23 protein-coding genes and 1 pseudogene are annotated in these 22368 nt (G+C 56.6%); 13 read left to right on the top strand and 11 right to left on the bottom strand.

The annotated features are described in order from the left end of the window. Window positions 1–14: 14 nt before the first annotated feature. Window positions 15–494 carry a GNAT family N-acetyltransferase gene (locus KCG39_RS04655; RefSeq protein ID WP_049113369.1) on the bottom strand — a complete coding sequence of 160 codons (480 nt, stop codon included), beginning with the start codon at window positions 492–494 and terminating at the stop codon, window positions 15–17. Then, a complete protein-coding gene (locus KCG39_RS04650; protein ID WP_087829362.1) occupies window positions 494–1396 on the bottom strand; it encodes a LysR family transcriptional regulator in 903 nt (300 codons plus the stop codon). Before KCG39_RS04650 ends, KCG39_RS04655 begins: the two co-directional genes overlap by 1 nt. A gap of 114 nt (window positions 1397–1510) precedes the next feature. On the opposite strand from KCG39_RS04650, the gene KCG39_RS04645 reads away from it, so the two are divergent. From KCG39_RS04645 to KCG39_RS04630, 4 genes are all read left to right on the top strand, one after another. Further along, on the top strand, window positions 1511–2362 hold the full coding sequence (locus KCG39_RS04645) for a Vmh family MBL fold metallo-hydrolase (RefSeq protein WP_004120584.1): 852 nt from the start codon (window positions 1511–1513) through the stop codon (window positions 2360–2362). Window positions 2363–2583: 221 nt separating this feature from the next. After that, a complete protein-coding gene (gene sra / locus KCG39_RS04640) occupies window positions 2584–2724 on the top strand; it encodes a stationary-phase-induced ribosome-associated protein (protein ID WP_004101955.1) in 141 nt (46 codons plus the stop codon). A gap of 183 nt (window positions 2725–2907) precedes the next feature. Further along, entirely contained in the window at window positions 2908–4605 is a 1698-nt protein-coding gene (locus KCG39_RS04635) for an NAD-dependent malic enzyme (RefSeq protein WP_142468250.1), read from the top strand. Window positions 4606–4926: 321 nt separating this feature from the next. After that, window positions 4927–6639 (top strand): ABC-F family ATP-binding cassette domain-containing protein, encoded by a 1713-nt coding sequence (locus KCG39_RS04630; RefSeq protein ID WP_142468249.1) that lies wholly within the window; start codon window positions 4927–4929, stop codon window positions 6637–6639. Window positions 6640–6676: 37 nt separating this feature from the next. Here KCG39_RS04630 and KCG39_RS04625 read toward each other — a convergent pair. From KCG39_RS04625 to KCG39_RS04610, 5 genes and pseudogenes are all read right to left on the bottom strand, one after another. Continuing rightward, window positions 6677–7171, bottom strand: a pseudogene (locus KCG39_RS04625) (GNAT family N-acetyltransferase); the annotation flags it as partial. A gap of 77 nt (window positions 7172–7248) precedes the next feature. Beyond that, window positions 7249–7728: an Hcp family type VI secretion system effector gene (locus KCG39_RS04620; protein ID WP_142468247.1), complete on the bottom strand. Its 480-nt coding sequence runs from the start codon at window positions 7726–7728 to the stop codon at window positions 7249–7251. Window positions 7729–7782: 54 nt separating this feature from the next. Next, complete coding sequence (locus KCG39_RS27745) at window positions 7783–7971, bottom strand: hypothetical protein (RefSeq protein WP_049113377.1); 189 nt, start codon at window positions 7969–7971, stop codon at window positions 7783–7785. Window positions 7972–7973: 2 nt separating this feature from the next. Then, entirely contained in the window at window positions 7974–8666 is a 693-nt protein-coding gene (locus KCG39_RS04615; RefSeq protein ID WP_142468246.1) for a hypothetical protein, read from the bottom strand. A gap of 258 nt (window positions 8667–8924) precedes the next feature. Beyond that, the gene (locus KCG39_RS04610; RefSeq protein ID WP_004120601.1) at window positions 8925–9524 is read right to left on the bottom strand and encodes an inorganic diphosphatase; all 600 of its coding nucleotides are present in this window, start codon (window positions 9522–9524) and stop codon (window positions 8925–8927) included. Window positions 9525–9780: 256 nt separating this feature from the next. On the opposite strand from KCG39_RS04610, the gene adhP reads away from it, so the two are divergent. Then, window positions 9781–10791: an alcohol dehydrogenase AdhP gene (gene adhP, locus KCG39_RS04605; protein WP_004120604.1), complete on the top strand. Its 1011-nt coding sequence runs from the start codon at window positions 9781–9783 to the stop codon at window positions 10789–10791. A 43-nt stretch (window positions 10792–10834) separates the two neighbouring features. Here adhP and KCG39_RS04600 read toward each other — a convergent pair whose 3' ends face one another. Then, a complete protein-coding gene (locus KCG39_RS04600) occupies window positions 10835–11404 on the bottom strand; it encodes a hypothetical protein (RefSeq protein ID WP_004120608.1) in 570 nt (189 codons plus the stop codon). 207 nt (window positions 11405–11611) lie between these two features. Between KCG39_RS04600 and KCG39_RS04595 the strand changes: the two genes are divergently transcribed. From KCG39_RS04595 to KCG39_RS04570, 6 genes are read left to right on the top strand one after another with little or no spacing between them, the layout of a single operon-like run. Beyond that, window positions 11612–13234 (top strand): TIGR04028 family ABC transporter substrate-binding protein, encoded by a 1623-nt coding sequence (locus tag KCG39_RS04595; protein ID WP_004120612.1) that lies wholly within the window; start codon window positions 11612–11614, stop codon window positions 13232–13234. A gap of 10 nt (window positions 13235–13244) precedes the next feature. Continuing rightward, the gene (locus tag KCG39_RS04590) at window positions 13245–14189 is read left to right on the top strand and encodes an ABC transporter permease (RefSeq protein ID WP_112165128.1); all 945 of its coding nucleotides are present in this window, start codon (window positions 13245–13247) and stop codon (window positions 14187–14189) included. Then, window positions 14186–15037, top strand: a complete 852-nt coding sequence (locus KCG39_RS04585; protein WP_004120626.1) for an ABC transporter permease — start codon at window positions 14186–14188, stop codon at window positions 15035–15037. The genes KCG39_RS04590 and KCG39_RS04585 overlap by 4 nt, the downstream gene beginning before the upstream one ends. Further along, a complete protein-coding gene (locus KCG39_RS04580; RefSeq protein ID WP_211811557.1) occupies window positions 15034–16638 on the top strand; it encodes a dipeptide ABC transporter ATP-binding protein in 1605 nt (534 codons plus the stop codon). The genes KCG39_RS04585 and KCG39_RS04580 overlap by 4 nt, the downstream gene beginning before the upstream one ends. After that, on the top strand, window positions 16635–17624 hold the full coding sequence (locus tag KCG39_RS04575; RefSeq protein ID WP_123828084.1) for a putative FMN-dependent luciferase-like monooxygenase: 990 nt from the start codon (window positions 16635–16637) through the stop codon (window positions 17622–17624). The genes KCG39_RS04580 and KCG39_RS04575 overlap by 4 nt, the downstream gene beginning before the upstream one ends. A gap of 9 nt (window positions 17625–17633) precedes the next feature. Further along, a complete protein-coding gene (locus KCG39_RS04570; RefSeq protein WP_004120632.1) occupies window positions 17634–18725 on the top strand; it encodes an alkylhydroperoxidase domain protein in 1092 nt (363 codons plus the stop codon). Between the two features lie 5 nt (window positions 18726–18730). On the opposite strand, the gene araJ is transcribed toward KCG39_RS04570, so the two are convergent. Beyond that, window positions 18731–19882 (bottom strand): MFS transporter AraJ, encoded by a 1152-nt coding sequence (gene araJ / locus KCG39_RS04565; protein ID WP_004120634.1) that lies wholly within the window; start codon window positions 19880–19882, stop codon window positions 18731–18733. Between the two features lie 411 nt (window positions 19883–20293). On the opposite strand from araJ, the gene KCG39_RS04560 reads away from it, so the two are divergent. Further along, window positions 20294–20470, top strand: a complete 177-nt coding sequence (locus KCG39_RS04560; RefSeq protein ID WP_004120643.1) for a hypothetical protein — start codon at window positions 20294–20296, stop codon at window positions 20468–20470. After that, entirely contained in the window at window positions 20470–20793 is a 324-nt protein-coding gene (locus KCG39_RS04555; protein WP_071988218.1) for a CcdB family protein, read from the top strand. The genes KCG39_RS04560 and KCG39_RS04555 overlap by 1 nt, the downstream gene beginning before the upstream one ends. A 41-nt stretch (window positions 20794–20834) precedes the next feature. Here KCG39_RS04555 and fdnI read toward each other — a convergent pair whose 3' ends face one another. Continuing rightward, window positions 20835–21491 (bottom strand): formate dehydrogenase-N subunit gamma, encoded by a 657-nt coding sequence (fdnI, locus tag KCG39_RS04550; RefSeq protein ID WP_004120645.1) that lies wholly within the window; start codon window positions 21489–21491, stop codon window positions 20835–20837. Then, window positions 21484–22368 carry a formate dehydrogenase subunit beta gene (gene fdxH, locus KCG39_RS04545; protein ID WP_142468245.1) on the bottom strand — a complete coding sequence of 295 codons (885 nt, stop codon included), beginning with the start codon at window positions 22366–22368 and terminating at the stop codon, window positions 21484–21486. The genes fdnI and fdxH overlap by 8 nt, the downstream gene beginning before the upstream one ends.

Genomic DNA, 22368 nt, shown 5'->3' with positions numbered 1-22368 from the left:
CGGCGTTTTTCAGATCAATCCGTCGGGATATTTTTACTCATATTAACGCCGGTAACGCGGAAACCCGCGGCGTCATAGAGATGGCGCGCGCGTGGGTTATCCCCGGCGACGCGCAGCTTAATTTGGCTGATGCCCTGGCTTTTCAGCGCATGCTCAAAAGCCGCCATTGCTTGTTTACCCAACCCTTGTCCCTGCAATGCCGGATAAATATAAAAATCGCAGATAAAGGCGGAGCGCATTTCTTCATCCGGCTTGTACCAGAGATAGCCGACCCGCTTTTCTGCTCCGTCACCGTCATCGAATAAGCAGCATAAAACCTGGCCGCGGGTATTGACGCCGTCGGGCAGATCTGCGGCGATTTCGCGCTGCGCCTGGGCGAAAGCGGCCGCCGGCGAAAGCGCATAATTGGCCGAGATTTCCGCCGCATAGTCGGGGATAAAATAGTCGAGATAAGCGGGATACTCTTCATCACGCATGGGGCGAAGCACTATCATCAAAGGTTTCCTTTTATATCGTGAGTTTGCGCCAGCAGCTGCTGAATCTCGCCGAGAAACAGCGGCAGCGCGCTCGGCTGGTAGTCCCTGGAGAGGTAAATCCCATACACGCTTAACGGTTTTGGCCGCCAGGCCGGCAACACCAGCTTCAGCGCCCCGCTGTTAAGCGCCCGCTGCGCCTCCAGCTCTGGCAGCATCGCGATGCCGCAGCCAGCTACCGCCGCTTCCATTAGCAGCGAAGAGATCCCGGCGCTAAGATTACCGGAAACCGCCACCGCCACGCTTTCGCCGCCAGGGTCGCTAAACTGCCACGTCTGGCTGGCAAAATGGCTGTAGTGCAGACAGTTGTGGCGGGCGAGATCTTCAGGCGTTTGCAGAGGGCCGTTCTGCTGCAGCCAGCGCGGCGACGCGCAGAGCACCGAACGGCATACGCCAAGGCGGCGGGCAATAGCCCCCGGTTCTGGGTTATCGGTGATTCGTATCGCCACGTCGATACGCTCGCCAATCAGGCTCACCGGATGATTATTGATATCCAGCTCAAGGCGCAGCTGCGGATAGCGGGCGAGAAAATCGGGTAACAACGGAGAAATAAGCTGCATGGCGGTGAAGTGCGCGCAGGCGACGCGCAGCGTACCGCTGGGGATCGCGCGTTCGCTTTGCCCGGCGATCTCATCCGACAGCTGCGTCAGGGTGCGCGTTTTTTGCAGCACCTTTTCCCCCGCAGCCGTGAGCGTCAGTTTGCGGGTTGAGCGATGGACCAGCCGGGTACCGGCCCACTGCTCCATCTGCTCCAGATAGCGGCTGACCATCGGGCGCGACATCCCCAGCGCGCGCGCGGCGGCGCTTAAACTCCCCAGTTCACAAATGCGCATATACACCTGCGCGGCGATGACCCTATCCATTCTTCGATTCCATCTGCACGTTTTATGAAACTCAGCATCTCTTTTTTCAGGAATTTTCGCAAATCAGGAAATCCGTACAATAGCGCTCATTCACCTGACCAAGAGAAAATGAATATGAAATTATCTGCCCTGGCTATCGCGAGCACGCTGTTCAGCACGTCCGTTCTGGCTGCCCCTTTAACGCTGCAAACCTACAACCCGCAGGAAAACGCCATTTTCGCAGTGAACTCCACCCTCGCTTCCGGCCCGCATGAAGCGGTGCTGTTTGACGCCCAGTTTAGCGTTAAAGATGGCGAGAAGCTGGTTGAAATGATTCAGAAAAGCGGTAAAAAACTGACCCGCATTGTGATCACTTCCGGCGATCCGGATTTCTACTTCGGCCTCGAGCCGCTGGTGAAGGCCTTCCCGGACGCCAAAGTGGTGGCGACCGCGGAAGTGGTTAAACACATTAACGCCACCAGGGCGGCTAAACTGGCCTACTGGGGCCCACAGATGAAGGACGGCGCGCCGAAGCAGGTTTACGTCCCGCAAGCGCTGACGACAAATACCTTCACCATCGACGGCGAAAAAGTGGAGATCCGCCAGCCGCAAAATTACGCCGCCTATGTGTGGATCCCGGCGAATAAAGCCATTCTTGGCGGCACTGGTGTCGCATGGGGAATGCACGTCTGGACCGCGGATACCCAAAGCGTGGAGAGCCGCCAGCAGTGGATACATACGCTCGACGAGATGGCCGCGTTGCATCCGCAGCAGGTGATCCCCGGCCATTACCTGGGTACGCCGCCCGCAGGCGACCGTGCGATTACCTTTACCCGCGATTATCTGACCCAGTTCGAGCAGGCGCTTAACGCGCACAAAAACTCCGCTGGCGTCATCAAGGCGATGAAACAGCGCTGGCCGGGACTGGCGGAAGAGAGTTCGCTGGATCTAAGCGCTAAAGTGAATACCGGCGAAATGAAGTGGTAATTCCGGCTATCGCGCGGGTATGCCGGCCGCGATCCGGCCGACATACCGCGGTCCGCTGAAGAGACTGTTCTTAATCTGCCGCCTCAACGTTGCTAATCCTGGTAAAATGGGCCACGCTGATTATCGCCGTGCTAAAAAATGTGCGGCGTACTTAAGGGTTAAATTTCGTCCGACACCCGTCGGGCTTGTCCTTGAAACCGACACAGGATAAAGGAGTAAGAATGAAATCGAACCAACAGGCACGTCATCTTCTCGGTCTGAACTACAAGCTTTCTCAGCAGAAAAAAGTGCTGCTGGAGGGCGATGCGGAAACCACGGTTAACCATGTTCGCGCCACCGGCCGCAAACGCCGCGGTGGCTAACTTTTCAGCTGAATGATGATAAAAACACCGTCCTTTCTACCGGATGGTGTTTTTTTAACGCTATCGTCCTCTTGTTTACCCTCCTTTGATGCCATCTGCCTTATACTCTGCACGCTGCCATTCCCTGCCAGCCCCCGCCTGTCGCCGCGCCCGGGCTGAAGCGATTATCAAGGAGTTAGTGCGATGCAATTCACCCATAAGAAAAACCGCTCTCTTTACATCCCTTACGCCGGCCCCGTGCTGCTTGAGTTTCCGCTGCTCAACAAAGGTAGCGCCTTCAGTATGGAAGAGCGCAGCAGCTTCAACCTGCTGGGTCTGCTGCCAGAAGTGGTCGAAACCATCGAAGAGCAAGCCGAACGCGCGTGGATCCAGTACCAGGGATTTAAAACCGAGATCGACAAACACATTTATCTGCGCAACATCCAGGACACCAACGAAACGCTGTTCTACCGTTTGGTCGGCAACCATCTCGAAGAGATGATGCCTGTTATCTATACCCCGACCGTCGGCGCCGCCTGCGAACGCTTTTCTGAGATCTATCGTCGCGCCCGCGGCGTGTTTATCTCTTATCAGAACCGCAATAACCTCGACGATATTCTGCAAAACGTGCCGAACCACAACGTCAAGGTGATAGTGATGACCGACGGCGAACGTATTCTCGGCCTCGGTGACCAGGGGATCGGCGGGATGGGCATTCCTATCGGCAAACTGTCGCTGTATACCACCTGTGGCGGTATCAGTCCGGCCTACACGCTGCCGGTAGTCCTGGACGTCGGTACCAACAACCAGCAGCTACTGGACGATCCGCTGTATATGGGCTGGCGTCACCCGCGTATTACCGACGACGAGTACTATCAGTTTGTTGACGACGTTATCCAGGCGATTAAAGCCCGCTGGCCGGACGTACTGCTGCAGTTCGAAGACTTCGCGCAGAAAAACGCCATGCCGCTGCTCAACCGCTATCGCCACGAAGTGTGCTCTTTTAACGATGATATCCAGGGCACAGCTGCGGTCACCGTCGGTACGCTGATCGCCGCCAGCCGCGGCGCGGGCAGCCAGCTGAGCGAGCAGAAAATTGTCTTCCTCGGCGCCGGCTCCGCGGGCTGCGGTATCGCCGAGCAGATCGTCGCCCAAATCCAGCGCGAAGGGTTAAGCGAAGAGGAAGCCCGCAAGCGCGTGTTTATGGTTGACCGTTTCGGCCTGCTGACCGACGCCATGCCGAACCTGCTGCCGTTCCAGAGCAAACTGGTACAAAAGCGTGAGCATCTGCAAGCGTGGGATACCACGAATGATGTGCTGTCGTTGCTTGACGTGGTGCGCAACGTCAAACCGGACATCCTGATCGGCGTTTCCGGCCAGCCGGGTCTGTTCACCGAAGAGATTATCCGCGAGATGCATAAGCACTGCCCGCAGCCAATCGTCATGCCGTTGTCCAACCCGACCTCCCGGGTGGAAGCCACGCCGCAAAACATCCTCAGCTGGACCGATGGCGCGGCGCTGGTTGCTACCGGCAGCCCGTTCGCCCCGGTCACGCTCAAAGGTAAACAGTACGTTATCGCTCAGTGCAATAACTCCTATATCTTCCCGGGAATTGGCCTCGGCGTGATCGCTTCGGGCGCGTCTCGCGTCACCGATGCAATGCTGATGGCCGCCAGCGAAACTCTGGCGAAACACTCGCCGCTGGTAAATAACGGCGAAGGCCCGGTTCTGCCGGAGCTGAAGAATATCCAGACCGTCTCGCAGGCGATTGCCTTCGCGGTCGGCAAAGTAGCGCAGGAACAAGGCGTGGCGGTGAAAACCTCAGCCGAAGCGCTGCTGCAGGCGATTGCCGATAACTTCTGGCAGCCGGAGTACCGCAGTTACCGCCGGACGTCGATTTAACCGGAAATCAGCCGTATAACGGGCCTGCTTTGCAGGCCTTTTTCTGTTCTTCATCTAGCCAAACTGCTTTTATCCCTCTACACTGCCAGCACCCATCAACTAACTGAATAGAAAAGGAGGATCCCATGTCGTACCGTGAAATGTTTTTTTCACGTGCATTTGGCGATCGCACCAGCTCAAGCGTTATCGGTATCGTGCTGCGATAACTTCAGCTTGAGCGAAGAAACCAAAGACTAAATCCCTTCCCTCGGGCTTACCGGGTTATCGTCAGCGATGTTTGACGAGGCATTCACATGCCTGTAACTCTTGAGTAAGTTCACAATGAGCACATTACTAACTGCACAATCTCTTCATGTTGATACGGCGTTTGGTCCGCTGTTCACTAACCTCTCCTTTACCCTGAAAAAAGGCGACCGCATTGGCCTGATTGGCTACAACGGCTGCGGAAAGAGTACCCTGCTACAGGTGTTGGACGGCACTATCGTGCCCAATTCGGGCAGCGTGGCGCTGGCCAATCACTGTCTGATGGCGCGAGTGGAACAGCATCTACCCGATACGCTGTTAGCGCAGCCTCTGCTGCAGGCGGTACTGGCGAAACTTCCCGTCCTTGAACGTGAGAGCCAGCGCTGGCAAGCAGAAAGGCTGCTGGCGGAGATGGGCTTTACGCCAGATGAGGTCCTGCAGCTGGCGTCAACGCTTAGCGGCGGTCAGCACACCCGGCTGCTGCTTGCCAGAGCGCTGATCCAGCAACCGGATCTCCTGCTGCTGGATGAGCCGGGAAACCACCTCGACCTGCCGACCCTCCTGTGGCTGGAAAGCTTCTTGCAGACCTGGCAGGGGAGCTTCGTTCTGGTGTCGCATGACAATATCCTATTGGATGCTGTAACTAATGCCAGTTGGATCCTGCGCGACAGAACCCTGCACGCCTTCTCCCTGCCCTGCAGCGCCGCCCGTCAGGCGCTGGAAGCCCAGGACGCCAGCGACGCGCTGCGCCATAAAGCGGAGCAAAAGGAGATCGACCGGGTCGCCGCCAGCGCCAAACGGCTGGCCATCTGGGGACGGACGTATGACAACGAAGATCTCTCGCGCAAAGCCAAGCAGATGGAAAAGCAGGTTCAGCGCCTGAAGGATAGCCAAACCGAGCTCACCGACGGAACGCCCTGGCGGCTGGCGCTGTGCGGCGACATGCTGCGGGCCGATCGACTGCTGGAGATGGAACAGCTCCCCGTTTCGCCCGCGCCGGGTCTGCCGGCCCTGTTCACTGCGGGCCTGGCGCGTCTGAAAAGCGGCGATCGGGTGGCGGTGATGGGACGTAACGGCTGCGGCAAGTCTTCGCTGCTGCGTCTGCTGTGGCGGCAAATGCAGCAGGAAACGACGGAGCCCGGTCTGCGTCTGCATCCGCGGCTGAAGCCCGGTTACTACGACCAGACCCTGCATCAACTGGCGGATGGCGACACCCTTCTCGACGCGCTGGAGCCCTTTGAACCGGCGCCGGAGACGCGCAGGCGGGCGCTGATCTCCGCCGGGTTTAGCTGGGCGCGTCACGGGCAAAAGGTCGCCACCTTAAGCGGCGGCGAGCGTTCGCGCTTGCTGTTCGTCGGCCTGTCTCTGGCCCGCTATAGCCTGCTGCTGCTGGATGAGCCCACCAACCATTTAGATATGGATGGCAAAACGGCGCTGGCGGCGACGCTGAACGACTACCCCGGCGGCCTGCTGCTGGTCAGCCACGATCGCGAGCTCATCAACCAGAGCTGCAATCGCTTCTGGCTTATCGACGAGCGCGGGCTAAGCGAATGGCAAAGCGCCGACGAGGTGTATGACGTTTTACGCGCCGCCGTTCGCCGTCCGCTGATAGAGGAGACGACGGTGAACAGGCGCGAAGCAGAGGACGATCATGATGCGCTGCTGGAGCGGTTAATCACGCTTGAGCAGCTGCTGGCCGACGATCTGGCGCGCAAGTCAAAACATCAAAAACCGCAGCTGCAGGCGCAGTGGCGTAAGGAGATGGCGACGATCAATACGAAATTAAGCTAAAAGAGGTTCTCCCGGCGCGGCGATTCGCGCCGGGAGATTATCCAGCGCGGGCCTGCTGCCGGCTAAACTGCTGCTCGGTCATCATCCGCCCCCACTGATCGCCCTGCCACTCTTTATGCAGCGTGAAGCCGAAGGATTCATATAGCCTGCGGGCGGCGTTCAGCCCGCTGAAGGTCCACAGCTGCACCGCAGAAAAGCCCTGGCTATCGCAAAAAGCCATCGCTTCATTCAGCAGACGGCGGCCAATGCCGCTTCCCCGACAGCTATCGTCGAGGATAAACCAGCGCAGGTGCGCTTGATTGTTACCGAGGTCTTCGCCGTCAATCGCCACCGATCCGACAATCTGCCCACCCTGAACGGCAAGCCAAACCCGGTTGCACGGTTTCTCAAGACGACCGGAAAACTCCGCCAGCCCGCTGGCCACCTTGCTCTCGAAAAAGTGACCAAATCCGTAGTGCTTCGCATAGTACTCGCCGTGCATCTGCGTAATGCGGCCAATCATTCCCGGACGAAAGCCGGTAACGATAGCAATCCTCGTGGTTAAGTCGCTCATTTTAACTCCTCGTCAGAGCCAAGGGAGACAATGGCCTCCCTTGGTACCCCTTGTCATCAGGCACAACAACGATCGTTCCATGAATCACGATAGATAATATTACCCTCCGTATACATCCAGGTAATTGCTTCATAACGCAATTCAAGCGTTTCAAGGTGAGTACTACTCATACCGTCAGGAGACAGGAATGGTGCGACCGTTGTGAACCTGACGTTTTCAAGAATGATATTGAAATACTCGGCCTCGATGCCCGATTCCTGAATGCGGTACCTCTTAATTGTAGCCTTTTTCATGGTCCGGCCTTCACAGACCGCGCGGTACAGAAGTGGTGTTGTCTGATCAAATTCTTTCACTATCGTTATAGGGCGGTGAACGCGTGTACCTGTAAGTTTTCCCCAGCTCGGGTCAACCGGAATAGTGACACCGTGAGAGAATGATTTTAATTCGATTGAACCCAGGCGAAGTGGCATTTGGCAACTGCCAACAATCGGCGAACCATTTTCATCTTCAAGCCATAAATGTGCGGGTATAGACATAGAATTTCCTTATAAATAAATTTCAAATAATGCTAAATTTTGATGTTTTGATGATTACCATTTCACATATCGATAAAAAATAACGATCACAAAAATGCAGAATATGGGGACAGGCCATATTGGTCCGTCAGGAAAAATTTGAAAAAGGACAATTGCAAATAAAAGTGTCAATAAGGCAGGACCGTACATCGATATCAATGACCTGAATATCCGTCTGAAAAACCTTTTAATAAGACTCATCATGATTATCGAATCATCCTGGTGATGATGTTTGCAATCTCGCCATCCGATACCCTTTGTGCATTAAACGCTTCAGCTCGTTCAAACAATGGCTCTATCAGGAAGTACATCATCTCCAGCTCTTGTGCATATAGCGCTGAGTAGTACGCTGGACAATTAATAGCAAGACGACGCGCACTATCTGCTGCTTTCTGCACAACGCCATATAAACCAATAATCCCAACAATACCTCCCGCTCTTCGCCCTGCCAGTGCACTGAGTTCAAGACTTAAATTCATGCCTGCAGCGACAAATGATGCTGTTGCTAAAGCAAATCCTGTATTTGTGAGTGAACTTGCGGAAATATGAATATTTACTGCCATTAACAGTTGTTTGATGTGCTCTAGTTGATCGGACGTTTTGTATCGGAATACTTCTTCAAAGTAAATTCTAAGCATTTCATACACAACATCTCCACGCCTTATAATATGATAAACGCCTTTAGTAAATCGGATATCTTTGGACTTTTGTTTCTGGCATACGACCTGATATTCATCAGTAAAGCAGGATGTATAATACAGCACACGCGTTGCACCTGCACCGATCCTTTCAATCTGATTTGATACATCTTTTCCTACACCCTCTAATGCGTGGTCGAGTTTTAACGCAAGAATTTCATTAGCCTGCAAATAACTTATAACGTCATTTCTGTCATAAATATGTACGTATAAGGGGCCGTGAAAGAGATTTATATCGTACCAGTGATATGAGACAACGTCAGCAGTGAGATTGACCGGGATCTTATTACCCGTGAAAAAAGCAATCCCGAGCGCATCGTCGCCACGCAGGGGCTGAAGAAAAGGACGCAGGGTAACGGAAATTTCGGCGGTTCCGGCGTAGTTCCCCGTATTGCCGCACTCTGCGGAGAATAAGGCGAAGAAAAAGCGACAGGCACCGGGCGATGCCTGTTTTTCCGCTTATTGCGGATTTTTCTCTTTCCAGGCATCCCATGCCGCTTTAATTTCCTGCTTCGCGGCGGCGGCATCGTTAAAGCCGTTCAGCTCCACTTTTTTACGCCCTTCCGGCAGCTGTTTGTAAACGCGGAAGAAAGCCTGCAAACGCTCCTGCTCAATTTTCGGCAGATCGCCGATCGCGTTGATGTCATCGTAGGTTGGGTCGATTTTGCTTGCCGGAACGGCAATGATTTTGTCGTCCTTCTCGCCGCCATCAATCATCTTGAGCACACCAATCGCGCGCAGCTTAATCAGCGTTCCCGGCGCCATCGGCGCGCGGGTGTAAAACACCACGTCCAGCGGATCGCCATCTCCTGCCAGAGATTGGGTCAGCGAGCCGTAGTTAGCCGGATAGGCCACCGGCATCGACTGAAAACGATCGGCGATCAGAAAGCCGGTTTTGGCGTCGGTTTCATATTTGATAATCCCGCCCGCGGGAATTTCGGTCACCGCATAAAACTCTTCAGGATTGTTTTTCGGCTGCGGGAAATCCAGTACGTTCTGCGCCTGAGCGGCAGCGGAAAGCAGAAGGCCTGAGGCAAGGAGTGTTTTTACCAGATGCATTGTATTGTCGCTCTCTCGTTATAAGAAATTGAAATACAGAACGATAGAGGCCGCAAATGAAGCGTGCATGACGTAACGATGACGGTAATGTGACGATAATTTCATTAATAAATCTGATTAAAAAAACGGCACGTGAAACTCATCTCAGCCAGGAACTGCTATTATTCCCTTGATTTTGTGATGATTTGAGCTAAACCTTAGCATGCGTAAAAAACAAAATTGTGTTAGTACGCTTATGTTCAATAAGGAGAACAGAATGAAAGCTGCTGTTGTCACGCAAGATCATCAGGTCAATGTTACGGAAAAAACGCTTCGTCCACTGCAACATGGCGAAGCCCTATTAAAAATGGATTGCTGCGGCGTATGCCACACCGACCTGCACGTCAAGAACGGCGATTTTGGCGATAAAACCGGGGTCATCCTTGGCCATGAAGGCGTGGGCGTCGTACAGCAGGTCGGTCCTGGCGTGCATTCTCTGAAGCCGGGCGATCGCGCCAGCGTCGCGTGGTTCTTCGAAGGCTGCGGGCATTGTGAATATTGTAACAGCGGCAACGAGACGCTGTGTCGCTCGGTGAAAAACGCCGGCTATACCGTCGATGGCGGTATGGCGGAAGAGTGCATCGTCATGGCCGATTATGCGGTCAAAGTGCCGGACGGGCTGGATTCAGCGGCGGCCAGCAGCATCACCTGCGCGGGCGTGACGACCTATAAAGCGGTAAAAGTCTCCCATATCAAACCCGGCCAGTGGATCGCCATCTATGGCCTCGGCGGCCTCGGCAACCTTGCGCTGCAGTACGCCAAAAACGTGTTTAACGCCAAAGTGATCGCCCTTGACGTTAACGATGAACAGCTGAAGCTGGCCGCGGAAATGGGCGCGGACCTGACCATCAACTCCCGCAGCGAAGACGCGGCCAAAATCATTCACGAGAAAACGGGCGGCGCGCATGCCGCAGTGGTCACCGCCGTCGCTAAAGCGGCGTTCAACTCAGCGGTAGACGCGGTTCGCGCCGGCGGACGCGTGGTGGCGGTAGGCCTGCCCCCGGAAGCGATGAGCCTGGACATTCCGCGTCTGGTCCTCGACGGAATTGAGGTGGTCGGTTCGCTGGTCGGCACCCGTCAGGATCTGACCGAAGCCTTCCAGTTCGCCGCAGAAGGTAAAGTCGTACCGAAAGTCACCCTGCGCCCGCTGGGCGATATCAACGCCATCTTTAAAGAGATGGAACAGGGGCAGATTCGCGGCCGTATGGTCATTGATTTCCGCCGCTAATCGTCGGACCTCTCCCCGCTGCGGGAGAGGTTTCATTTCCCCTTTACACGCATGGCCCCGTTGCGCAACCGTACATCATCACCAGCGGAAATAGCGGCACCAGCGGAATCAGGGCGATCTCTCCGAGCGGGCTAATGGTCTGCGTTGTATCGTTAATTGACACCACCACCGGGCTGGCAAGCCGATAAGCGTCATCCAGCTCATTGGGATCAACGGTTGACCAGAAACCGGTCGCTTTAAACAGCACGCCAAGATGCTCGTTGTCCAGTGCATTCGCTTTATATTGGTTGGTTAATAAAGTTTGTTGGCTCGCATCCAGCCTGCGCTTGTCGAGCACCACCAGATATTCCGCAACAACCTCATGCTGTTTCACGACAAAATTCACCCGTACGCCGGATGCGACCTTATTGAAGCGTTCGTAGAAAGTATTATAACGCTGGTACTCCTGCGGCACCCCTTTACGGAAGAATCGATAGCTGTATTTATTTGAATTGGCAATGATGCCCGACTCAATAGGTTTAACCTTAATAATGGTATCGGTAGAAGGCAAATTGGGTGCACTGGTACAGCCCGCCAGTACCGTCACCGCCAACATCAGTAAATACTTCAGCATCGTTGCTATCCCTTTATTACGCTGACTATCTCTCAGCCATTAAATTATCCATCATGAGTTTCAGCTGAAAGGCATGGAAATACCAGCCCCTAAAAATCGATCCGGGTATAAATGCTTTTTATGCAAATGCTTAGCGCAAATCCTCACTTCCTTTGTTAAAACGCGCGCCCGATGATGACCAAACAATAGATAACAAAGGAATTCACCATGCACACCCGTTTTCGCCTGCCCGCGCTGGCGGCACTTTTTTTAAGCGGCGCCTTTTCCGCGTGGGCCGCCGATGCGCCGGTTAAAGGCGGCACGTTAATTTATCTGGAGCAACAGCCGCATACTAATCTTTATCCGCCGGCCGGCGGGTTCTATCCCAACGGCGGTATCCTGAATCAAATAACCGATAAGCTGACCTGGCAAAATCCCGAAACCCTACAAGTCGAACCCTGGATTGCCGAAAGCTGGAGCGTTAACGCCGATAAAACCGAATATACCTTTAAGATTCGCCCTGGCGTCACCTTCTCGGACGGAACCCCGCTTGACGCCAATGCGGTTGCCAAAAACTTTGATACCTACGGGCTTGGGAATAAAGCGCGCCGCCTGCCGGTTTCCGAGGTGATTAATAATTACGATCGCAGCGAAGTCATCGATCCATTGACGGTAAAATTCTACTTTAAAAAGCCCTCGCCGGGATTTCTGCAGGGCACCGCGACCATCGGCTCCGGACTGGTTTCCCTCAGCACCCTGGCGCGTAATTTTGAAGAGTTGGGGGACGCCCGCCATATTATTGGTTCCGGGCCTTTTACGGTTAAAGATGAAAAACCGGGGCGTGAACTCACGCTGGTCGCGCGTAAAGATTATCAATGGGGGCCAAAAAGCCTCGCCCAGCAGGGACCAGCCAATCTCGACGGCATAACCTATATCGTCACCCCGGAGGATGGCGTGCGTATTGGCGCGCTGCTGGCGGGACAGGCCGATTTTATCCGCCAGGTGCAGGCCTACGATGAGAAGCAGGCCACCGATGCAGGCTTTAAAATCTATGCCGCTCCGACGCGCGGCGTCAACGATAGCCTGAGCTTCCGCCCGGATAACCCGCTGGTTGCCGACCTGCGCGTGCGCCAGGCGCTGCTGCACGCCACCAACGCGAAACAGGTGGTCGAAACCCTGTTCTCCGCCAACTATCCGCAGGCCACTTCCGTCATCGCCAGCAGCGCGGCCGGATACATAAACCTCAGTGATAAGCTGGCTTTCGATCCGGCCAAAGCGAAACAGCTGCTGGATGAGGCGGGCTGGAAACCGGCCGCCGACGGTATACGGGTAAAGGATGGTCAGCGCCTGGCGTTAACCGTCTATGAATCCCTGCCCCAGCCGCAAAACAAAGAGGTACTCCAGCTTATCGCCCAGCAGTGGCGTCAGGTCGGCGTTGCGCTGGCGGTCAAAGCCGGTGATGCCGGTAGCCGTACGCTGGACAGTCTCGACCCGTTGAAAACGCCGCTCACCGTGTCGGAAGTGGGCCGCGCCGACCCTGACGTGGTGAAAAGCATGTTCTTCCCCATTAACCGCGACGCGCTGCTGCAAAAAGGCGGCTCCAGCGACAAAGTGCAAAGCTTCCGCGACGATAAGCTCAACGCGCTGCTGACCGCGATCTCAGCCGAAGTCGAGCCGCAAAAACGCCTTCAGCTCACCGGCGACGCCCAGCGCTACCTGCTGGATAACGCCTACGTGATCCCGATATTTGAAGAGCCGCAGGTCTTTGCCGGCGCCCCGTGGGTGAAAGGCGTCAGTTTTGAAGCGGTAGGCCGCCCGTCGTTCTACGGCGCGTGGCTGGAAAAGCACTAAGGAGCCCGCGATGAGCCACTATCTTCTGCGGCGCTCCGGCCAGGGACTACTGGTGCTGTGGGCGGCGTTTACTCTCTCCTTCGTCCTGTTACAGGTGCTGCCCGGCGATGCGGTACTGATCAAGTTTCAGAACCCGGATCTGGGACTGAGCCCCGCGCAGATCGCCGAAATGCGCCTCGCCTACGGGGCCGATAGCCCGCTGTGGAAGCAGTATTTCCACACGCTATGGGCCATGCTACGGGGCGATTTTGGCTATTCGCTGCAGGCCGGGCTGCCGGTCAGCGCGCTTATCGCCAGCAACCTGCCGGAGACATTAAGCCTGGCGCTGCCCGCCTTTGCGCTAGCGGTGGCGCTGGCGTTCACCCTCGCCTTCGCCTCACGGCTGCCGGGTTTGCGCTGGCTGAGCAACACGCTGCAATCGCTGCCGGTGCTGTTTATCTCGCTGCCAACGTTTTGGCTCGGGATCGCCCTGATTCAGCTTTTCTCCTTTCAGCTGCGCTGGATCCCGGTGATCAACCCGGGTCCGGTTGAGGGCTTGATTTTGCCCATTATTGCCGTCGCGGTGCCAATTTCCGCCCCGCTGGCGCAAATCCTGATGCGCAGTCTGGATCAGGTCGCCGCGCAGCCATTTGTCGCCGTTGCCCGTGCCAAAGGCCTGAGCGAAACGGGCGTTCTGTGGCGGCACGTTACCGGCAACGCCCTGCTGCCGGTACTCAATATTGCCGGTCTGCTGCTGGGGGAACTGATCGCCGGCGCGCTGATTACCGAAACCGTGTTTGGTCGCGGCGGTCTGGGACTGCTGACGCAGCAGGCCGTCAATAATCAGGATATCGCGGTGCTGCAGGCGGTGGTGATGATCTCTGCCCTCGGTTTCGTACTGATTAACCTGCTGGTCGACCTGCTGATGCCGCTGTTCGACCCGCGCCTGAAAACCGTTATCGGAGGTGCCGTATGAGCCTGGTGGATTACGCAATCGCCGCGCGACGCCGCAGGATAAACTGGCGTACGCTGCGCGTTCAGCCCGGCCTGCTGCTGGCCTGGGCGATAACGATCGTTGCCGCGCTGATGGCGATCGCCCCGCAGCTGTTTACCGCTTATAACCCGCTGGAGGGACTTCCCGGCGCCCAGCGGCTGGCGCCGCAGGCCGGCCACTGGTTGGGCACCGACCAGCTGGGTCGGGATCTGTGGAGCCGCATCGTTTACGGCGCCGTGCATTCCCTCTCCGCCGCGCTGGCGGCGGTGGCGATCGGCCTGTTCATCGGTACCGCGCTGGGCACCCTGGCCGGTGCGCTGGCGGGACGCGTGGAGTCGGCGATCATGCGACTGGTTGACGTGCTGCTGGCGATCCCCGCTTTGTTATTGTCGCTGACGGTCATCATCCTGCTCGGTTTCGGCACCCTTAACGCCGCCGTCGCGGTCGGCGTCGCGGCAATAGCCAGCTTTGCCCGCCTGGCACGAGCGGAAGTGGTTCGCGTGCGCCACAGCGACTTCGTCGAAGCGGCGTACGGCAGCGGCGGCACTTTTTTCGCCGTTTTCTGGCGGCATATTCTGCCCAATTCGCTCACTGCGGTACTGGCTTTTGCCACCCTCCAGTTCGGTCAGGCCATTCTGGCGCTCTCAACCCTGAGTTTTCTCGGCTACGGCACGCCGCCGCCGGTACCGGAGTGGGGGCTGCTGATCGCTGAGGGCCGGAACTATCTCTCCACCGCCTGGTGGCTTACCACCCTTCCCGGCCTTGTGGTGATCGCCGTAGTGCTCGCCGCCAACCGCATCAGCCGTCAATTTAGCGGAGAACGCCCATGAATGTTTTGACCGTCGAGAATCTGCGCATCAGCTATCGTTCGCAGCGCGAATGGCGCGAAGTGGTGCACGACGTCAGTTTTGCGGTAAAACGCGGCGAAATGCTGGCGTTCGTCGGCGAATCCGGTTCGGGTAAAACCACCACCGCGCAGGCGATTATCGGCCTGCTGGCGGATAACGCGCGCCGGGACAGCGGGCGCATCTCGATTAACGGCGAAGATATCAGCGGCTGGTCCGCCAAACGCCTCGACGGCCTTCGCGGCGCGCGGATTAGTCTGGTGCCTCAGGATCCGGGCAACTCCCTGAATCCGGTAAAAACTATCGGCGCTCAGGTGGGCGAAATTCTGCGCCTGCATCAGCAAAGCAGCGCCGCAGAGCGTAAAGCGCAGGTGCTGGCGCTACTGGCGAAGGTTGGGCTGAGCCACCCGGAACAGCGCATCGATCAATATCCTCACCAGCTTTCAGGTGGTATGAAGCAGCGGGTGCTGATCGCTATCGCCATCGCCCTGAAACCCGATTTAATCATTGCCGATGAGCCCACCAGCGCCCTCGACGTGACGGTACAAAAACGGATCCTCGACCTGTTGGACACGCTGCGCCGGGAGTCCGGTACGGCGGTGCTGTTCGTCACTCACGATCTGGCGCTGGCGGCGGAACGCGCCGACCGACTGTTGGTCTTTCGCCACGGCGAAATTCAGGAACAGGGCGCGACCGTCGATGTGGTGCGCACGCCGCAGCACGCCTATACCCGCCAGCTGCTCAGCGATCTCCAGGGTTCGACGCTGACCATCCCCCCGGCCAGCGGGCGCGTGCTGGCGACCCCGGCGATCCGCGTAGAGGGCATCAGCAAGCGTTTTTCGCTAGGCCGCGCGCATTTACAGGCGCTGGACGCCGTGAGTTTCGAGGTGAAACGGGGCAGCACCCACGCGCTAGTCGGTGAGTCCGGCTCCGGTAAAACCACCCTTGCGCGGATCCTGCTGGGGTTCGAAAAGGCCGATGTTGGCCATATCGCTATTGACGGTATTGATGCCGGGCATCTCAGCCGCGAGGCGCTCCGCCAGCTGCGGCGTAAAATACAGTTCGTCTACCAGAACCCCTTTGCGTCCCTGGATCCGCGGCAAACGCTGTTTGAGATTATCGAAGAGCCGCTAAAAAACTTTGACCGACTCAACGCCGAGACGAGACGCCAGCGCGTGGAATCGGTCGCCGCCCGCGTGGCGCTCGCGCCGGAGCTGCTGTCGCGTACCGCCCACGAGCTATCCGGCGGCCAGCGTCAGCGGGTGGCCATCGCCCGCGCGCTTATCCTTGAGCCAACGATCCTGGTGCTGGATGAAGCGACCTCAGCGCTGGACGTCACGGTGCAGGCGCAAATTCTCGCCCTGCTGCAGCAGCTTCAGCAGCAGCTCGGGCTGAGCTATCTGTTTATCACTCACGATTTGGCGACGGTGCGCCGTATCGCCCACAGCGTGACGGTGCTGCGGGCGGGCCAGGTGGTTGAACATGGGGATGTCAGCCGTCTGTTCAGCGCCCCGCAGCATCACTATACCCGCGAGCTTATCGCCGAGATTCCCCACTTTTCATCCCTGAGCAAGGAGGTTGCATGACGCGTAAACGACTGGGCTTTTTCACCCGCCTGCTGGACCACGCCACGCCCAAAGAGCGCTATCGGCTGGCCACCGAGCAAATTCGCCACGCCGAACGCCTTGGGTTCGACAGCGCGTGGATTGCGCAGCACCATTTTCATGAGCACGAAGGCGGCCTGCCATCGCCGCTGGTTTTTCTCGCCCATGCGGCAGCGCACACTGAACGCATCCGTCTGGGAACCGCTATTATCACTCTGCCGATGGAAAACCCGCTACGGGTGGCGGAGGATGCGGCGGTGCTGGATCTGCTCGCCGATGGGCGGCTGGAGGTGGGCTTCGGCTCCGGCGGCACCCCCACCTCGTTTTTACCCTTCGGCCTGACGATCGACCAGCGCAGCGCGGTGTTCGCCGAGCACCTGCATCTGATTCAAAGCGCCTGGCGCGGAGATTCGCTCGCCCATCCGGATAATCATCTTTACCCTCCGGCGCCGCAGCTGGCGGAACGTATCTGGATTGCCACATTTTCCGTCGACGGCGCGGTCCGCGCCGCGCAGGCCGGACATGGACTGATGCTCTCGCGTACCCAGCCGCGCCCGTCCGGGCAACCGATGCTGCCGCTGGACGCGATTCAGAATCCGATTATCGACGCCTATCTCGCCGCGCTGCCCGCGGGCGTCGCGCCGCGGATCCTCGCCTCGCGTACCGCTTTCGTCGCCGACAGCCAGGAGTACGCGCTACATGTCGCCGAATCCGGTTTACGCCGGCAGGCAGCCCAACATCGCGCCGCCGGCCATGAAATTATTGGTGACACTGTCACCGAATTTCTACCGCAGCTTGACGCTCACGTTGGCGACCCCTCACACGTCGCCGCCTCGCTGGCGCGGGATAGCGTGCTGCGGCGGGTGACCGATATTTCGTTTCAGGTGCACTCCGTTGAACCGTCGCACCGGGACACGCTGCGTTCCCTTGAGCTGATCGCTCAGCACATTGCCCCTTCAGTTACATAAGGAGTCACCATGACGCTAAGTCAGGATATATTGGCCGAACTGGCAGAGATTGCCCCCGATTCCGCTTTAGCCGCGGCGCGCGCCGTGCGCGAGGCGGCCACCCGCCACGCTCAGGGAAGCTATGAAACACTGTTTGGTCAGCAGGATAACGACTTTCCGCTCGATGAGCGTTTTGCCGTTGCCGCCAGGGTCGCTAAGCTGCATGAGAGCGATGCGCTGGCGGCCCACTATGCCGGTTTTGGTATCGCCGACCCCACATCCCCGCGGCTGGTCCCGGCGCTGGCCTTTGCCCGACTGTTAACCTTTACGCCTGTGGAGGCCACGCCATCGCCGCTGGAGGCGTTAATCCGCGCCGGTTGGACCCTGCGCGGCATCGTCACCCTCGCCCAGCTTATCGCCTTTGTCAGCTTCCAGAGTCGGCTGGTCACCGGGCTGCGCCTGCTTAACGGCAAAAGCATTACTGTCGCACAAACCCCGGTCGCGGCTGGATTCTGGCATACCTCGCCGCAAACCCTCAGCGGTAAGCGCGCGCCAGTGCGATTTACCCGCGACGAACTGCACTGGGAGCCCTGGCTGGCGGCTAAACCGCTGGCGGAGTTTACCCCGGATGAGCAGGCGCTGCTGGCGAAGTTCGGCCATAGCGATTCCCCCTATTTCCGCCTGCTGGCGCGCAACCAGCCGGTACTGGAGCAGCGTACGTTAACCGACAAAGGGATTTTTTATACTCCCGGCGGCCTGCCGCGCGCCGAACGCGAGCTGGCGGCGACGGTGGCGAGCAAAGTTAACGGCTGTATTTATTGCGCGTCGGTGCATGCGCGCAAGGCCGCGCAGCTGGCTAAGGATGAAACGGCGGTAGAAACGCTGCTGGCGGTAACGCCCGGAGAGAACCTGAGCGACGGGCAGACGCCGGGCTGGCAGGCGCAAATCGATTTCGCCGCCGCGATTTCCGTTACCCCGCCCGCCCTGGGCGCCGGACACCTTGCCGCGGTCGAACAGCAGGGCCTGGATACGCTCGCTCAGCTGGATTTACTGCAATCGGCAGCGTTCTTCGCCTGGGCCAACCGTTTAATGTTGACCCTCGGCGAACCCTGGCAGGAGTAAATGAATCAGGCCGGACGCTGCTGATAGCGGGCATAAATCAGCAGCGAACTGAGGGCAAGAAACGAGAGCAGAGCGGCCGGTAAGGCAACGGAACGCCAGCCAAAATCGGCCGTAATCATCATTCCGCCAAACAGCGCGCCGATGGCGCTACCGAGATTAAAGGCTATCTGACCGCCCGCCGCACCCAGCATCTCGCCGCCTTTGGCGTTTTGCAGCAGCAGAATTTGCAGCGGCGCCGACAGGGCGAACAGCGCCGCGCAGCAAATAAACGCCAGGGTTAATGAGGCGGCTTTATGCTCAGCCAGCAGAAAGATCAATAATAAGGTCACCACAATAACGCCATCGGTAACGGCGGCAATACGCAGCGGGCTGAAGCGAACGGAAACTTTACCGCTAAAGAGATTTCCGAGAACCATCCCGAGGCCCACCAGCATCATAATGAATATCATGGCGCTCTCACCGAAACCGGAGACGTTAATCATAAACGGCTTAATATAGCTAAACCATGCGAATACGCCGGCATTGCCGAACATCGTGGCGGCAAAAATTAACCACGGCGCGGGCGATGTTAAAAAACAGAACTGCGAGCGCAGGCGCGCCGTGGATTTATCAAACAGCGTGGGCACCCACCAGGCGATGGATACCAGCACCGCGATATCAAACACCGCAATCGCCAGAAAAGTATAGCGCCAGCTAAACTGATGGCCGAGCCAGGTCCCGGCGGGCACCCCCAGCAAATTGGCGACCGTCATCCCGGCGATCATCCCCGCCACCGCCGCCGTCACCTTTCCTGGCGGGGCGATTTTTGACAGGATAATCGCCCCTACGCCAAAAAATGCGCCGTGCGGAAAGCCGGAGATCAGACGGCCCAACGCCAGCATCGAATAGCTGGAAGATAAAGTGAAGATGGCATTGCCGATAACGCACAGCGCCACGAGAAACAGCATAACCGACTTTAACGAAAAGCGGCTGGAGAACAGCGCCATCACCGGCGCGCCGATCACCACGCCAAAGGCATAATATGAGATCATATTGCCCGCGGCGGGAATAGATATGCCGACATCATGAGCGATTTCAGGTAATACGCCCATAATGCCAAACTCCGCCATCCCGAGACCAAAGGTGCCAAGCGCTAACGAAAAAATAGTCTTTTTCATACAACTAATCACTTGTTATAAAATATACCGGCGGCATTATTGTGCATTATCAAACGGCAGACCAGATAAAAACGCCGGGTGGCATATTTATCCATAAAACGGCGCGGTTATTTCATAAGCTTATTCGCAAGTCGGTTATTAATTGCGCATTATCTCAAGGTACTCATTATTTCGAAGGTCGGATTACCATAAAAGCGATCGCCAGGACATTCTGTGACCAGCGGCTGGATTGCAACTATAAACCGTGTGGCAATGCCGACCCAGGACCACGCTTCCACAAAAGTGCCATCTTTTTCATATCGTTGCTGTTCTCTGGAACCCGTCTCGCAAACCTGCAACAACCAGGGGAGTCGGTATTGTTTTTTAAAGTGATAGGTTGATAATTGAAGCACACCACTTATGGAGGCCATAATGAAACTAAACGATATTGAAAACCTAACCGTCAAAGCCCCTCCACAGAATCCATGTCAGGCATCTGACGATCGCGATGAACAGTACCAGAAGGACAAGGAGTTTATGCAGGCAATGAATGAATTTACTGCTGAAGCCGGCCTGTTATCTGATGACCCCTTCTTTGAGGGACTGTGATGAGCTTACAATTTGATGTTTATCGCAATCCATCGGAGAGAACCAATCAGCTACAGCCATATATTATGGTTATTCAACATGATTATTACTGTGATTTGTCTACCAGACTTACTCTTCCATTAGGCTATAGTACTCGGCTGGCAGGATACTACCACTCCGCGTCTCCACGGATAAATATTAATTTTCAATCTTTATTCCTGAATACACCAGGGATCACCAGTGTAGAAAAGAGCAAATTAAAAAAGAAGCATTTCGTCTGTAATTTAAAAAGTAGCCACGGAGATGTTATTTCAGCCATCGATGCTCTTATTACCAATACCTGACCCGCTCCGGGTTTAACCGGAGCGGGTTTACGACTCAGAACTTATTTCAGCCCTTCGCAGCTCTCTTTCTTCGCTTCCTGACGCTCCACCTCGCGATACCAGCGCGGATGATGCTTCTTCGCCCAGCGGCGACTCACCTTCCCTTCGATCATGCCTTTAATCGATCCCTTTACCCAAAACGCCATATACATATGGATCAGAATCGCATGAATAAGAATAATCGCCGAGGTCGCGTGAATCAGCAGGCTATAGCGAATCACCTGAATCGGGAAATAGTGGGCAAACCAGGGTCGCCAGATAATCACCCCGGTCACCAGCAGCACAAAAATCATGCTCATAATGGTCCAGAACATCATTTTCTGCCCGGCGTTATATTTCCCTACCCGCGCCACTTTATGCTCGTTGCCTTTCAGCACCTCAATAATCCCTTTGAGCCAGGGAATATCCTGCTTATCAGGAATATTGTGGTGGACAAAGCGCACAAACATAAACATCAGGGCCACGAAAATCAGCACCCCGAAGAACGGATGCAGAATACGCCCCATCTGCGGTGTACCGAAGGTTTCGGTCAGCCACTGCAGCGTCGGGAAGAAAAACGAGATCCCCGAGAGCGCCACCAGAAAGAAGCAGATGACTACCGTCCAGTGACAGGCGCGGTCAATAAACTTCGTGCGCACAATCATTTTCGATTTACTCATCGTGCTCCTCCTCTTCGTCACCCGCTTCCTTGTTCGGCCCAATCCCGATGTAGTGATAAATCAGCCCGGCAAAGGTGGCGATAAATCCGACCGCCGAGAGCGGCTTCAGCGCGCCTTTCCACAGGTTGATCGCGGTATCGATCTGCGGCGCTTTCGCCAGGTTATGGTATAGCTCAGGCTGGTCGGCATGATGCAGCACGTACATCACGTGCGTGCCGCCGACGCCCGGCGGGTTATACACCCCGGCATGGGGATAGCCGCGCTTCTTCAGTTTTTCCACGCGCTCGTTAGCCACCTCCAGCATCTCTTTCTTGCTGCCGAAATGAATCGCGCCGGTTGGGCAGGTTTTCACGCAGGCCGGTTCCTGGCCGACGCTGACCCGGTCAACGCACAAGGTGCACTTATAAACCCGGTTATCCTCTTTATTGAGGCGCGGGACGTTAAAGGGACACCCGGCGATGCAGTAGCCGCAGCCGATGCAGTTTTCCTGCTGAAAGTCGACGATGCCGTTGGCGTATTGAATAATCGCCCCGGCGGACGGGCACGCCTTCAGGCAGCCCGGGTCCTCGCAGTGCATACAGCCGTCTTTGCGAATCAGCCACTCCAGCTTGCCGTTCTGCTCGGTTTCGCTAAAACGCATTACCGTCCAGGATTTGGCGCTCAGATCGGCGGGATTGTCATACACGCCGACGCAGTGCCCAACCTCATCGCGAATATCGTTCCACTCGGAACAGGCCACCTGGCAGGCTTTACAGCCTACACAGGAGGAGACATCAATCAGCTTCGCCACTTCCGCCTTAAAATCCCGCGCGCGCGGCGCGGGAGTTATCGGGTTGGTGGCGGAGCGTTTAATAATGTCCTGGGTTTCCATCGCCAT

This window comes from Klebsiella pasteurii, from assembly GCF_018139045.1.
Lineage (GTDB): Bacteria > Pseudomonadota > Gammaproteobacteria > Enterobacterales > Enterobacteriaceae > Klebsiella > Klebsiella grimontii.
Note: the sequence above shows the minus strand (reverse complement) of the source record. Positions and strands in the feature narration are given on the sequence as shown.